The following is a 14,858-nucleotide window of genomic DNA, read 5'->3' on the forward strand; positions in this document are numbered from 1 at the left end:
GGACCAAGGCCGTTTCGTATCGGTAACGGAGCTTTCGGCACGGGCTCAGACCTGCTCGAGGTCCGGCGCGCAACTCTCGCACAACAATTCCAGCGTGCGGCCGTCACCGTCGACGCGGTTGCGGTATCGCGGGGTCGGCGTTCCGCAGTCGGCACACACTCCGAGTGTCTTCGCCTCCGAGGTGAACTCGATGTTCATCCGCTTGTCGAACACATACAGCGATCCGTCCCAGAGGCCACGATCGCCGAACGTCTCGCCGTAACGGACGATCCCGCCGTCGAGTTGGTAGACCTCGCCGAATCCGCGTGAGCGCATCAGCGCGGACAGCACCTCGCAGCGCACTCCCCCGGTGCAGTACGTGACCACTGCCTTGCCCTTGAGGTGGTCGTACTTGCCACTGTCGAGTTCGCCGACAAAATCCCGGGTCGTGGCGACATCGGGCACCACCGCGTCACGGAAGCGTCCGATCTCGGCTTCGAAGGCGTTACGGCCGTCGAAGAACACCACGTCGTCACCGCGACTGTCGACGAGTTCGTGTAGTTCCTTCGGCGCCAGGTGCACCCCACCACCGATCACCCCGTCTGCGTCGACCTCGAGTTCGTCCGGGGCCCCGAAGGTCACGATCTCGGAGCGAACCCTGACGCTGAGCCTCGGAAAGTCCTCACCCAGACCGTCGGACCACTTGACGTCGGCGGTGCGGAACGGCGCATACCCTCGGGTGCCGCGCACGTACCGCTTGACCGCTTCGATGTCGCCGCCGACCGTCGCGTTGATCCCGTGCCGGGAGATCAGGATGCGGCCGGTGAGATTGTTGGACTCGGCCAGACTGTGCTGCCACAGTCTGATCGCCTCCGGATCGGCGAGTGGAGTGAACTGGTAGAACAGAACGATTTTCGGAATAGCCACTGCGTATCCAGCCTAACGGGCGGCGCTCGCGTGAACGTCGCGAAGATCGTGAACGGACAAGCCCACCAAGGATTTCCGGAAAATCCGTCCCGGCCCCGCCGGAACATCGACCTCGCAGGGAACTACCAGCACGGCGCACCCGGCGGCGCGGGCCGACTCCGTGCCAGTCGGGGAATCCTCGACCGCCAAGCACTGCGACGGCTCCAAACCGAGCAGATGGGCACCCCGCAGATACGGGTCGGCGGCCGGCTTACCGAACGCCACCTCGTCCCCGCACACCGACTGGTCGAAGAACTCCGGTCCGAGCATGACCATAGCCCGATCGACGAGACTGCGTTCGGTGTTGGTGACCAAGGCCGAACGCAGCCCGGCTTCGCGTACCGTCGCCAACGCTTCCTGCGCACCCGGACGCCAGCGAACACCGTCCTCGAAGAGTTCGCCGACGCGGGCGTACATCCAGTCCTTCGCCTCCGCCACCGCCTCGGGATGCTGATCGAGGCCGAGTGCGTCGAACACCGTCGCCAGGGCGAACGGCGCCGACGCACCGATGACGGCGACTCGTGTCGCTTCCGTCATCTGCCCACCCAGGCGCACGGACAAATCGCTCAACGCGATTTCCCACAGCTTCTCGGACTCGAGCAAAGTGCCGTCCATATCCCACAGAACACCACCGAGAGCGGACTCCGCGATGACGGTCTGGGAACTCACCGTGTCAGACATTGAAATACTTGGCCTCCGGGTGGTGGAGAACGAAAGCATCAGTGGACTGTTCCGGATGCAACTGCAACTCCTCGGACAGTTCGACGCCGATACGCCCCGGTTCGAGCAGTTCGACGAGCTTGGCGCGATCTTCGAGGTTGGGGCATGCGCCGTAGCCGAACGAGTACCGCGCCCCGCGATACTCGAGGTCGAAGTACCCGGTGACCGCGTCCGGATCCTCGTCCGCAACGGCGTGACCGCCGGGCAGAATCAGTTCCTGACGGACTCGCCGATGCCAGTACTCGGCCAACGACTCCGTGAGCTGCACACCGATTCCGTGCACCTCGAGATAGTCGCGGTACGAGTTCGACGCGAACAACTCGTTCGCGAAATCGGCGATCGGCTGCCCCATCGTGACCAGCTGGAACGGCAGCACGTCCACCTGACCGCCGGCTTCGGCGTCCTTGCGGGAACGCACGAAGTCGGCGATGCACAGGAAACGGCCCCGGTGCTGACGCGGATACGTGAACCGGAATCGTTCGGGCGCATCGGGTTTCGGTTCGGTGAGCACGATGACGTCATCGCCGTCGGATACTGCCGGGAAGTATCCGTACACCACCGCTGCGTGCGCGAGGATGCCCTCGGACGTCAACCGGTCCAGCCAGTACCGCAACCGCGGCCGGCCCTCGGTCTCGACCAGTTCTTCGTATGTGGGCCCGTCGCCCTTGCGTTGACCACGAAGACCCCACTGGCCCAGGAACAATGCACGCTCGTCGAGCAGTCCCGAGTAGTCGGACAGCGAGATGCCCTTGACGATGCGGCTTCCCCAGAACGGCGGTGTCGGTACTCCGACGTCGGTCGCCACGTCCGAGCGTTCCGGCAGGACCACGGGAACCTCGGCTGCCTTGCGCTTTTCGGCGATCCGCTTGGACCGTTCGTGTCGCGCCTTGCGTTCGGCGGCCTTCTCGCGGGCCGCGATGGCCTCCGGACTGTCCTCGGCCGGGCCGCCACCGCGCTTGGTGGTCATGATCTGATCCATCAGGTTCAGACCCTCGAAGGCGTCGCGGGCGTAGCTGACGTCGCCTTCGTACACCTCCTGCAGGTCGTTCTCGACGTACGAACGCGTCAACGCCGCGCCGCCGAGCAGAACCGGGAACTTCTCGGCGACACCGCGCGAGTTCAATTCCTTGAGGTTGTCCTTCATCACCACGGTCGACTTGACGAGCAGCCCGGACATACCGATGACGTCGGCCTTGTGTTCGATCGCGGCATCGAGGATGGTCGCGATGGGTTGCTTGATGCCCAGGTTCACCACGTCGTAGCCGTTGTTGCTCAAGATGATGTCGACGAGGTTCTTGCCGATGTCGTGGACGTCACCCTTGACCGTCGCGATGACCAATCGACCCTTGCCGTCGTCGTCGGTGGCTTCCATGTGCGGCTCGAGGAACGCCACGGCAGCTTTCATCACTTCGGCGGACTGGAGCACGAACGGCAGTTGCATCTGTCCGGAGCCGAACAGTTCACCGACAGTCTTCATGCCGGAAAGCAGTGTCTCGTTGATGATCTCGATGGGCGACTTTTCCTTCATCGCCTCGGTGAGGTCGTCGCCGAGGCCATTGCGTTCACCGTCGACGATGCGTGATTCCAACCGCTCGAACAGAGGAAGCCCGGCAAGTTCCTGCGCTCGTGACTCACGTGCCGACGCCGCCGACACACCCTCGAACAGTGCCATCAGCTTTTGCAGCGGATCGTAGCCCTCGCGGCGTCGGTCGTAGACCAGATCGAGCGCCGTCTCGCGGTGCTCGTCCGGAATCCGAGCCATGGGCAGGATCTTCGACGCGTGCACGATGGCCGTGTCGAGCCCGGCCTCGGTGCACTCGTGTAGGAACACCGAGTTCAGCACCTGACGCGCCGCCGGGTTGAGGCCGAACGAGATGTTGGAGATACCCAGCGTGAAGTGCAGATCCGGGTATTGCGCCTTGAGCTGCCGAATGGCTTCGATGGTCTCGATGCCGTCGCGGCGCACCTCTTCCTGCCCGGTGGAGATCGGGAAGGTCAAGGCGTCGACGATGATGTCGGACTCCGCCAGACCCCAGTTTCCCTTGATGTCTTCGATGAGACGCCGAGCGATCGCGACCTTGGTCTCGGCGGTGCGAGCCTGACCCTCCTCGTCGATGGTCAGCGCGACCACGGCCGCACCGTGTTCCTTGACCAGCGTCATGATCTTGTGGAAACGCGAATCGGGGCCTGCGCCGTCCTCGTAGTTGACCGAGTTGACCGCGCAGCGGCCACCGAGATGCTCGAGACCTGCCTGCAGAACCGCCGGTTCGGTGGAGTCGAGCATGATCGGCAGTGTCGACGACGTGGCGAACCGACTGGCCAGCGCGGACATGTCCACAGCACCGTCACGGCCCACGTAGTCGACATTCAGATCGAGCATGTGAGCGCCGTCGCGGGTCTGGTCCTTCGCGATGTCGAGGCACTTCTGGTAGTCCTCGGCGATCATTGCTTCACGGAAAGCCTTGGAGCCGTTGGTGTTGGTGCGTTCACCGATCATCAGGATGCTGGAATCCTGTTCGAACGGCACCGCGGTGTACAGCGACGACGTGCTCGGCTCGTGAACAGGCGACCGCTGCGCCTTCTCCACCAGACGGACGGCCTCGGCGACTGCACTGATGTGCTCGGGGGTGGTGCCACAGCAGCCCCCGACCAACCCCAAACCGAATTCGGAGACGAATCCGCTCAGGGCCACTGCCAACTCGTCGGCGGTCAACGGGTACTCGGCGCCCTTGGGGCCGAGCTGTGGGAGGCCGGCGTTGGGCATCACCGAGACCGGGAGGGTCGAGAACTTGGAGAGATGGCGCAGGTGCTCACTCATCTCGGCGGGACCGGTCGCACAGTTGAGGCCGATCATGTCGATGCCGAGCGGTTCCAGCGCGGTCAACGCCGCACCGATCTCGCTACCGAGCAGCATGGTCCCGGTGGTTTCGACGGTGACGTGAGTGATGATCGGCAACCGCAGGCCCAGCTGCTCCATCGCACGCCGGCTACCGAGAATCGCAGCCTTCACCTGCAGGAGGTCCTGGCACGTTTCCACCAGGATGGCGTCGGCACCGCCGTCGATCATTCCGAGAGCGGCCTCGGTGTAGGCATCACGCAGCACCGCGTACGGTGCATGCCCAAGACTGGGCAACTTGGTTCCCGGGCCCAGTGAGCCGAGTACGAAACGCGCCAGGCCGTCGCGGCCTGGCCCCATTTCGTCGGCGACCTCGCGGGCCAGAGCCGTACCTTTCTCCGACAATTCGCGGATCCGGTGTGAAATATCGTAGTCGGCGAGGTTGGGCAGGTTGCAACCGAATGTGTTGGTCTCAACGGCATCGGCACCCGCGGCGAAGTACGCGCGGTGAATGTCTTTGAGCACGTCAGGGCGGGTGTCGTTGAGAATCTCGTTGCACCCCTCTAGTCCGAGGAAATCGTCGAGAGTCAGATCCGCGGCCTGCAACATGGTGCCCATCGCTCCGTCGCCGATGACAACGCGCTGTTTCAACGCATCAAGCAGGGAAGAGTTAAATGGGGCAGACATAACCACAAGAGTAGTGGGCGCACCGACAGAGCCTGGCCGTAGGCTGGGTGGGTGAGTCCAAGTGAGTTCCCCGTCACCCCAGACGGCCCGGTCGATCCCCACCCTACCGACGCCTCCGCGAGCGCGGAGGGCTTTCCCGTCGTGGACGGCTTTTCCCTCGTGGACGGCTTTTCCCTCGTCGACGACGACGGTGTGCCGACCGACATCCCTGTACTGCGTGATCCCATCCTGGTAGCCGCGTTCGAAGGGTGGAACGATGCCGGCGACGCGGCGAGCGGAGCCGTCGAGCACCTCGAGCTCATCTGGGATGCGCAGCCGTTGGCAGAGCTCGATTCCGAGGACTACTACGACTACCAGGTGAACCGGCCGATGGTTCGCCAGGTCGACGGCGTGACCCGTGAAATCGTCTGGCCCGCCACTCGTCTGTCGGTGTGCTCCCCACCCGGGAGCGAAAGCGACATAGTGCTGCTTCGCGGTATCGAACCGAACATGCGTTGGCGGAGTTTTTGCGAGGACCTCCTCGAACTGATCGATCAGTTGAACGTCAAAACCGTGGTCATCCTGGGTGCGCTGTTGGCGGACACCCCCCACACCCGTCCGGTGCCGGTGACCGGAACCGCGTACAGCAGTGAGTCCGCCGCCCGGTTCAATCTCGAACAGACACGTTACGAGGGGCCGACCGGCATCACCGGTGTGCTGCAGGACGAATGCGTCCGGGCCGGTGTACCTGCAATCTCCTTCTGGGCGGCGGTGCCGCACTACGTCTCGCAACCGCCCAATCCCAAAGCCACTGTGGCGCTCCTGCAACGGGTCGAGGACGTTCTCGATATCGAGGTTCCCCTGGGTGAGCTTCCCGGCCAGGCCGAGGACTGGGAGGAGGCGGTCAACGAAATGACCGTCGACGACGAGGAGATCGGCGACTACGTGCGCACTCTCGAAGAACGGGGCGATGCGGAAACCGATATCAGCGACGCTATCTCCAAGATCGACGGCGACGCGATCGCGGCCGAGTTCGAGCGCTATCTCCGACGCAGAGGCCCGGGCAGCTTCGGTCTGTGATCGAAAACTTCTCGGGCGGCTCCCCCTGCTGAACAAGACATTTCTCGGTTCGTGCGTGGCGGCGGTCTACATCTGACGTCGGTAGCGTCGAAGCGCGTTTCCCCCACTTCCCTCCTGGGATCAGCAGCGATCCCAGGAGGGAAGCAGTGCCATCGGGGTCGTTCCCGCCCGGTGTCGTTGCTGATGCATCCTTATTTTCGAGTTTGGTGAGTGACGTGGTTTCTGTACCCCCGTGGTGCCTGGGAACTGGATGCCGAATATTCGGGAAAGCAGGTGTTTCCGTCATCGACAGATATTGATAGTATGGAAAGATGAGTGAGTCCGAATCGGAACCCGAACGCCCCATCGATATTTTTCGGCGATCCGTCGCCGTGATCGAGGAAAACCTGCCACCCACCTGGTCGCTGTCCACTCAGCGCTCCCCCGATCTCTCCGAGGCCCCCCTCCGCCTGGACCTTCGCTCCCCCGAGGGCTCGGTGGCGCGGTTCGGCGTCTACGCCGCTCACGGCGTGCTGAGCAGCGACGTTCCCGGTATCGCCGAACGCTTCCCCACCGGGCAGGCCGGGTTCGTCTGTTCCAAATATTTGTCAGAGCCGGTGCGCCGTCAGCTCGACTCCCACTCGATCTCGTACGCCGACGCCACCGGGAACGTCTCGCTCAGTGCCGACCGCCCCGCCGTCTGGGTGCGCGGACGCGGCGCCGACGCCGATCCGTGGCGCGGCCCTGGTAGACCGTCCGGGCAATTGACCGGTGATCCGTCCGCCCGAGTGGTCCGGGCGCTGGCCGACTATGCGCCGCCGTTGGCGATCACGGCGCTGGTGCGGCTGGCCGGTTCGTCGACGGGAGCCACGTACCGAGTGGTACAGACCCTCGACGACCGTGAACTTGTGACCAGACTCCCCCGCGGAGGTATCGGCGACGTCCGCTGGCCGACGATGCTGCGGGAATGGGCCGTGGACTGCGCCGCCAAGGCGCCAACGGCGCACGAATTTCACGCCCCGGACGGACTGGAACAGCTGTTCGACCGACTCCGCAATCTCAGTGGGCACATCTATGCGGCCACCGCGTCCGTGGCTGCCGCACCGTTCGCCCGCTACGCTCCGACTCGGCGTGCTCACTTCCACGCCGACAACGTCGATCAGTTCGCCGACGCCCTCGGCCTGCGACGCGTAGAAGCCGGGGGTGACGTGTGGATCACCGCGCCGCTGTCCCCGTCGGCATTCGATCGGATACTGACCCGCGACGGCATCCGCATCGTCGCGCCCAGTCAGGCATTCGCCGATCTGGTGGCCGGCCCGGACGGCGACGAAGCAGCGGCGGATCACCTACTGAGGTGGATGATCGAGAACGAATCGCAGTGGCGACGCGCCGCGTCCCCTGCCAAGGATCGACCGTAGGCATTGTCGAATGCTTCTCTCGCCTACCCTGTCATGGTGACAGATACGCGTGCACCGGGCAGCGACGAGGCGGGGAACGCGGCCGGTGCTCCTGGATACGCCGATGCCAGTCGATTGAAGCTGTTCTCCTTCACCGTCGCGGAGAAGCGCGCCGAGTACCTGTGGGTGCTGCGCGCATTCGATCACGCCCGCGCCAACTACACGGTGCTCCTGCACGCAGGTTCCGTCGCCCAGATTCTGGAGAAGATCGGCGGCTCGGATCCCGCAGCCACGCTTTCGGCGGCCGAGGTCGCTCCCCTGTTGGATCAGCTTCACGTCTGGGAAATCCTCGAGCGGAGCTACGACGGCACCCGCGCGGCCTCGCTGGCCGAGTACCGCAATCGGCATTTCGTCTATCAGTTCGGGCAGATCGGGTATCAGGTCTACCGGTCTGTCGAGGACGTCCTGGCGGCCCGTCTGGATTCGGCGTCACTCTCCCGCCTCGCGCTACCCGATCTGCTCGCGGACATGTCGGAGTTGGCCGAGGCGAACCGAACCTCGGACGGCGATCTGATCTTCCGCAAGCTCAAGCGCCTCGACTCGACCCTCTCCGACATGGCCGATCGGGCAGCGCACTTCTATCTGACGCTGGGGGACCTGGTTCGCACCACGGAAATCACCCCGGAAGCGTTCTTGACCCACAAAGACGCACTGCTCACGCATATGCGGGAGTTCAGCTCCGATCTGGCGCGGTATGCACCGAAACTCAAGGTCGCGATCGAGAATGTGGAAGCCACCGGCGTCGATCGAATGATCCGTCTGGCCGCCGCCAGCGACGAGCGGGTGTTCGTGCCGGTCACCGAGCGGGAAGACGACTGGGCGACCCGATGGCGCGGGTTGACCGCCTGGTTCGTCGCCGCCGAATCGGGGATCAGCGAATCGGAGCGCCTACGTGAGGGCACCATGAGTGCCATTGCGGCTGTCCTCTCACTCCTGCGCCGGGTCACCGAAACACGTCGCGGCGGTGTGAGCCGGGAAAGTCAGCTTCGGCACCTGGCCGGCTGGTTCGCCGCCACCCCGTCCGAGGACGCCGCGCACGCGCTCTTCCAGGCAGTATTCGATCTGGGTCGGCCACGACACCTGTCGATGATGCATCCCGACGCGGACATCATCTCGCACTCGCGTTCATGGTGGGAGGCGCCGCCGGTGGAAATCGCCCGTACTCTCGCCGAGACGGGACGGCCGCCCTCCCCCGGTCTGCCGGGAAAAGTGGCCCGAAACGAGGGAAGCGTCCGACGCCTGCGCGATGAACAACTGGCCGCCCAGCGCAGGCGAAGCGCCGCCGCGCACTCCTTGGCGTCCAACGGTGTGTACGAACGCGAGTTGGGCGAACAGGAGACCGAGGTTCTCCTGAGCCTGCTCAATGCCGCGTTGACGGCCCGGGTTCCGGTGTCCGGCCGGGTGAACAGTTCCACCGGAAGTGAGAACGGAGTGAAGTTGACACTGAGCCCGTCCGACGGCTCCACCACGATCAAGACGGCACGCGGGCGCATGCATCTCGACGGTATCGAGGTCAGCGTTCGATGAGAGCTCGCGAAATCAGTCCCCTCGCCTTGGACTCGTATCAGCGCGCCGCCCGGGTCGCGTTGTCGAATCACCTGGTCACCACGTCGTACCCGGACCGGGCGGCGCTGCCGCTGCTTCGCCGGTGGGCCACAGAACTGCGTGATGACCTGCTCGAATTGTTCGGATACCGGCTCGAGGTCACCGAGACCACAGCTCGGTTGTTCACGGTCTCCGATCGCCTCGACCCGACCGCACCGGCACGTACCGCGACGGAACGGACGTTCGATCGCACTCGCTATTCCTATCTGGCGTTGTCTCTGGCCGCATTGGGTCGGGCCGGTAGCCAGATCACGCTCTCGGAGTTGGCCGATCACGTGGCCGCCGATGCCGCGCAGGTCGACGGTATCGAGCTGTCCACCGATCGTGCAGCGGACCGAGACGCCTTCGTCGATGCCGTCGGCTGGCTCGGAGTTCGTGGAGCCATCACCCTCGCCGACGGCGACGCGAACGGCTGGGCATCGAATCCACAAGCGGGAGAAGCGCTCTACGACATCGACCGGTCTGTCGTCGTGGCATTGTTCCGGCCGCCCCGAGCGCTGCAACATCTGCATTCCATCCGGGGACTGCTCGCGGCGCAGACCTCGACTGCAGCCGAGGACGACGGAGTTCCCGTGGACGCCAAAGAAATCGGGCGTCGAGTGCGCCGTGCCCTGGTGGAACGTCCGGTGGTCTTGGCCGGAGAACTGGACCAGCATGAGCTGATCGCGCTGGCACAGCCGAAAACCACTGCAGAGGTGGAACTTCTGACAGGACTGGTGGCCGAGCGCCGAGCCGAGGGTATCGCGATGATCGATCCCACCGGGCGCCTGTCGGATGTGAGATTCCCCAGTACCGGCACCGTCGCTCAAGTGGCACTGCTGCTGGCAGGGGAGATCTGCGATCGGGTTCTCGACGTCGACGCACCGACCCTCGAGCAGCGTCCGTTACCCGAGGTGTCCGACGATCATCTGATCGGAGAACTTGATGCCGCGATCCCCGAGGTCGGAATCTTCGTAGATCTTGCCGATCCCGAGTTCGACGACGAATTCACTTTGCCTCCAACCGAAGTCGCTGAACCACCGGAACCTGTACGGTACCCGATGATCGATGATCACTGGCTGTCCGCCAAGGTCACCGAACTGGTCGACCAGTTCGGGCGCACGTTCGCCGCGCAATGGCAGGCCGACCACGACGGTCTGCGTAAACAGTCTCTCGGCCTGCTCGAGCGGCTGCGGCTGACCCACGCGGTACCAGGCGGTGTACTGGTTCTTCCCGTCCTCGCCCGATACCGCGACGTCGTGGTCAGTGTGCGTGAACGCGACCCCCACATCGACTTCGCGGTGGACAATTCCGCTCCCGATTCCGTCGACGAATTCGACACCGATACCACCGGCGCACTATCAGAGGTAGAGACCGTATGAGCAACGCCCGCTTCCGACCTACCCGGGCCGGGATCATCAATCTCTGGGACTACCGGGACCAGGAATTCTCCTTCGCCGACGGTCGTCTCGTGCTGCGCGGTCCCAACGGTTCGGGCAAGACCAAAGCCCTCGAGGTGTTGTTCCCGTTCGTCTTCGACGGCCGGATCGAACCGCGTCGACTCAACCCGTTCGCCGGTGAAGAGCGCACCATGAAGTCGAATCTGCTGTATCGCGGCCAGGACAGCGCGTACTCGTACGTGTGGATGGAGTTCTGCCGTGGCAGCGCCGAGGACCCGGAAGCGGTCACCGTCGGCATCGGCATGCGCGCCACCCGCACCAATGACAAGGTCACCCGCTGGTACTTCGTTGCGGACGGGCGGGTCGGAGTGGACTTTTCCCTGATCGGCAGCGATGACCGACCGCTGACGAAGAAGCAGCTGGCCGAACAACTCGGCAGCGACGCCATCACGGACCGTCCGCTCGACTACCGCACCTCGATCGACGCCCGCATGTTCGGGCTCGGGGTGCAGCGCTACGACCAGCTGATCAACCTCATCCTGACGCTGCGTCGACCACAGCTCGCGAAGAACCTCGACCCGAAGGGCCTCTCGCAGGCACTCACCGACGGCTTGCGGCCACTCGACGACCAGTTGGTGCTCGAGGCGGCACGCTCGTTCAGCGACATGGAAGAGGTCGGTCGCGCCCTCGAAGGACTCGCCGCCGCCGATCAGGCCGCGCAAAGTTTCATCGGCGTCTACACGAAGTATCTGCGTCAGCAATCGCGCGGCGAGATCGAACAGGTCCGCACCCGGCTGGACGCGGTGACCCGCGGGATCGCCGCGATGGACGAATCCGCCCTGGCGCAGGCCAAGAGCCTGCACGCACGTGCTGTGGCCGAGGAACGATTCAACAAATCAGAACAAGCCCTCGACAACGCTCGCGCGAATGTCGAAGCGCTGCAACGCTCGAGCGCTTACGAAGGTAAGCAACAGCTCGACGACCTGGCCCAGGCCGTCGCCACGCTCAAGCTCTCCACCGAGCAACAGGCCGACAAGTCACGCAAAGCCCAGGCAGCGCTCGCGCAGCGTGGCGACGAGGCCGAGAAAGCCGCGTCCTCGGTGAAACGAACCGCCGAAGCTCTCGCTCGCGCGGAGGACGAACTACGGGCGGCAGCGGACGACGCGGGCATCCTGTGGACTCCCCTGCCGGACGGCTCGCGCAGCGATCAGATCACTGCGGCGGTGCGCGGACACGCCGAAGAACGCGACGGCGACGTCCGCGTGGTTCGTGCAGCGCTCGGAACCGTCGACAAGGCTGCGACGGAACGTACTCGGGCCGACAACAGCTCACGACGCGGCCACGAGCTTCTCGAAGCGGCCAAGGCAGCTGTGCTCGAGGGCGAAGCAGCCGTCGAGCTCGCCCGCAATGAGTGTGCGAGTGGACTTCGCTCGTGGTGGACCGAGCACTCGGCGCTCTTCACCGCCGTCGGGGCGGACGCGTCGCTGTTCACCGAACTCGACGCCGCGCTGGTCGACATCGGCCACGAGGACGCACCGGCACTGGCCGCGGTTCTGGCAGAACGCACCGAAGCCGGCACCGAAGCGCTGCGCGAGCGGCGACGAGCAGCCGAAGCGGACATCTCGGCAGCACACTCGACCATCGCGACGCTGAAGGCCGAACGCGCGGCAGTCTCCGCGGAGCACGACGACGCCCCACCGATGTTCCTCGCGCGCACCGACAATCGCAGCGCTCTCGTCGGCGCGCCGTTCTGGCAGCTGGTGCGCTTCGCCGACACTGTCGAACCCGACGTGGCCACCGGTATCGAATCCGCACTGCAGGCGGCCAATCTGCTCGACGGCTGGGTATGTCCGGACGCCGAGATTCCCGAGCACCTCAGCGAACAGTTCCTCACGGCGCTGCCTGCGCAGCAGCGCCCCACCGGGCGCACCCTGGCCGACGTCCTCGAGGTCGAGGGCAACGCGGACGTCCCCGATGCGCAGGTCCACGCGATCCTCGAATCGGTTGCCGTGGTCGAGTCGGGCGGTGACACCGATTCGAACGTCGCGATCGGCGTCGACGGCCGCTTCTGGCACGGTGTCGCCCGAGGTCGCCACGTCAAGGCGGACGCCGAGTACATCGGCACCACCGCGCGGGCGCGTCGTCGGGCGGTGCGCATCACCGAGATCGACGTCGCCCTCGAAGATCTCGCGGTGGCCGTCGAGCAGGCCACGGCGTTGGTCGCCGACATCACGAGGACGCTCGCACAGGTCAATGCCGCTGCGAAGGAATTACCCAGGACCGGTTCGATCCTGCGTGCCTTGACGTCGGTGGCCGAATCGGCGGGCGCGTTGCGCACCCGGTCCGAGGCCGCGCAATCAGCGCAGCGTGAACTCGACGGCGCGATCACCGACCTCAAGGCGAAGGAGAAGCATCTCCGCACGATCGCGTCGGCGCACCGAACACCGCACGACAGTCGCGAACTGGATTCACTGGCTGCAGCGATCCGGCATTTCGAGAAGCAGGGCGAACTCGCGCTGCGCTGCCGACGCGAGCACGCCAAGGAGGTGGAACTCGAGCACGAGTCCCGTGATCGACTCGACGAGTCCCGCGCCAATGCCGAGGAATTCGCCGAAGAGGCGGCAATCGCCGAAGAGAGCCTGCTACAGCAGGTACAACGACTCGACACTCTCCGTGACTCTCTCGGTGCCAGCGCCGAGCAGATCGACCTCGACCTCGCGAAAGCACGGGCCGAGATCGAGGAATTCAAGGTCGAACAACGCGGCGCACGAAAGGCGTACGACGCTGCCGTCCTCCAGATCGGCACGGCCGAGGGTGCCTACAACACCGCCGTCGAAACGCTGCGCCACACGCTGACGGAAACCCGCAGCGACGCCGAACGGCTCGCGCCGTACGCCCGCCCGGATCTGCTGCGTCTGCTCGGCATCGAAGATCACCTTTCGTGGCCGTCGAGTTCCGCAGCGTGGATGTCGCCCGATCAGTTGATCTTCCGCATCCAGAACGAGGACCGCAGCGACGAGACCACGGCGCACCAGCCGATCCTGCCCGAGGACGTCGACCGCCTGTACCGGGCGCTCGACGCCGCCACCTCGACCGTCCGAGTCACCGACGGTGCCCGCAAGGCAACCCGCACGGCATTGACGGCGGCGCTGCAGGAATTCGACGCCCAACTCGCCGCAGCCGGCCAGGACTACCGCCTGCAATGGGACGCACCGGACGGGCTCACCGTCGTCCGGGTGCAAGATGATCAGGGGTATTCGTCGATCGGCGAGTTCGCGGTCCGAATCCACGACGCGCGCAGCGATCAGCAGCAACTACTCACCGAGTCCGAGCGCCGCATCCTCGAGGACGCGTTGCTGACCGGTCTCGCGCAGCAGATTCACGAACGCACCGCCGACGCACGGGTGCTGATCTCACAGATGGGTACCGAGATGCGCGAGAGGCGCATGTCCTCGGGCAGCACGATCGGTGTGCACTGGGTTCTCGCCGACAACCTCGACGACAGCTCGCGGGCGATATCGAAGCTGCTCGATCGGGATGCGTCGGCGCTCAGTGTGGACGAACTAGCCACCCTACGAGCACATTTCGCTACCCGAATCCGCAATGCCCGCGCTGCCCACCCGGAACGGTCGTACCCGGAGATCTTGTCCTCGGCACTGGACTACCGGCAGTGGCGGGTCTTTTCCTTCACACTCGTCAGCGGTGAGGGCAAGGAAGACCGGCTCACGGTGGCCCGACACAGCGCGCTCTCCGGTGGCGAGCAGTCGGTATCGCTGCATCTACCGCTTTTCGCGGCAGCCCACGTCATGCTCGATTCGGCGGATCCACACGCACCGAGACTGCTCGCACTGGACGAGGCCTTCGCCGGTGTCGACGACAACGGCCGCAGCGAGCTGCTCGGCCTGAGTGTGCAGTTCGATCTGGACCTGTTCATGACGGGATACGACCTGTGGATCACCTACGCGGACGTGCCCGGCTGTGCCCATTACGACCTCGCGCATTCGACCGCCGAGCAGGCCGTCAGCGCCGCGCTGCTGGTGTGGTCGAACGGTGAGCTGCTCGCCGAACACGACGGGACCGACCTCGCGCGAGCGCTCGGCTCGCCCTTGCGACGTCGAGTGCCTGCACCTACAGAAGGCGCACTGGAATTGCTCTGACAGACGTGCAGTGGTCGAAGGGTTGACCTTCGAC

General features: G+C 65.0%; 8 protein-coding genes. 5 read left to right on the forward strand and 3 right to left on the reverse strand.

Going from position 1 to position 14,858, the window contains the following annotated elements:
* Positions 1-45 precede the first annotated feature (45 nt).
* Genes ABH922_RS10765 through metH form a run of 3 tightly spaced genes read right to left on the reverse strand, consistent with a single transcriptional unit; the run spans position 46 to position 5,188 of the window.
* The gene (locus ABH922_RS10765; RefSeq protein ID WP_424806915.1) at positions 46-906 is read right to left on the reverse strand and encodes a rhodanese-related sulfurtransferase; all 861 of its coding nucleotides are present in this window, start codon (positions 904-906) and stop codon (positions 46-48) included.
* A 12-nt stretch (positions 907-918) separates the two neighbouring features.
* Entirely contained in the window at positions 919-1,626 is a 708-nt protein-coding gene (locus ABH922_RS10770) for an HAD family hydrolase (RefSeq protein ID WP_424806916.1), read from the reverse strand.
* Positions 1,619-5,188 carry a methionine synthase gene (gene metH / locus ABH922_RS10775; protein WP_424806917.1) on the reverse strand — a complete coding sequence of 1,190 codons (3,570 nt, stop codon included), beginning with the start codon at positions 5,186-5,188 and terminating at the stop codon, positions 1,619-1,621. The genes ABH922_RS10770 and metH overlap by 8 nt, the downstream gene beginning before the upstream one ends.
* Before the next feature lie 51 nt (positions 5,189-5,239).
* Here metH and ABH922_RS10780 point away from each other — a divergent pair, with 51 nt between their 5' ends.
* The 5 genes from ABH922_RS10780 to ABH922_RS10800 all read left to right on the forward strand — a co-directional run bounded on the left by ABH922_RS10780 (position 5,240) and on the right by ABH922_RS10800 (position 14,824).
* Entirely contained in the window at positions 5,240-6,247 is a 1,008-nt protein-coding gene (locus ABH922_RS10780) for a PAC2 family protein (protein WP_424806918.1), read from the forward strand.
* A 311-nt stretch (positions 6,248-6,558) separates the two neighbouring features.
* Positions 6,559-7,644 (forward strand): helix-turn-helix domain-containing protein, encoded by a 1,086-nt coding sequence (locus tag ABH922_RS10785; protein ID WP_424806919.1) that lies wholly within the window; start codon positions 6,559-6,561, stop codon positions 7,642-7,644.
* Positions 7,645-7,758: 114 nt separating this feature from the next.
* Entirely contained in the window at positions 7,759-9,210 is a 1,452-nt protein-coding gene (locus ABH922_RS10790; protein ID WP_424809629.1) for a TIGR02677 family protein, read from the forward strand.
* On the forward strand, positions 9,207-10,649 hold the full coding sequence (locus ABH922_RS10795; protein ID WP_424806920.1) for a DUF2398 family protein: 1,443 nt from the start codon (positions 9,207-9,209) through the stop codon (positions 10,647-10,649). Before ABH922_RS10790 ends, ABH922_RS10795 begins: the two co-directional genes overlap by 4 nt.
* Positions 10,646-14,824, forward strand: coding sequence for a TIGR02680 family protein (locus ABH922_RS10800; RefSeq protein ID WP_424806921.1), 4,179 nt, complete (start codon positions 10,646-10,648; stop codon positions 14,822-14,824). The genes ABH922_RS10795 and ABH922_RS10800 overlap by 4 nt, the downstream gene beginning before the upstream one ends.
* The last annotated feature ends 34 nt before the right edge of the window (positions 14,825-14,858 follow it).

The organism is Rhodococcus sp. 27YEA15 (genome assembly GCF_049739425.1).
Lineage (GTDB): Bacteria > Actinomycetota > Actinomycetes > Mycobacteriales > Mycobacteriaceae > Rhodococcus_F.

Coding starts and splice junctions, on each gene's coding strand:
- ABH922_RS10770 (WP_424806916.1), bottom strand. CDS start 1,626: ATGTCTGACACGGTGAGTTCCCAGACCGTCATCGCGGAGTCCGCTCTC.
- metH (WP_424806917.1), bottom strand. CDS start 5,188: ATGTCTGCCCCATTTAACTCTTCCCTGCTTGATGCGTTGAAACAGCGC.
- ABH922_RS10785 (WP_424806919.1), top strand. CDS start 6,559: ATGAGTGAGTCCGAATCGGAACCCGAACGCCCCATCGATATTTTTCGG.
- ABH922_RS10795 (WP_424806920.1), top strand. CDS start 9,207: ATGAGAGCTCGCGAAATCAGTCCCCTCGCCTTGGACTCGTATCAGCGC.
- ABH922_RS10800 (WP_424806921.1), top strand. CDS start 10,646: ATGAGCAACGCCCGCTTCCGACCTACCCGGGCCGGGATCATCAATCTC.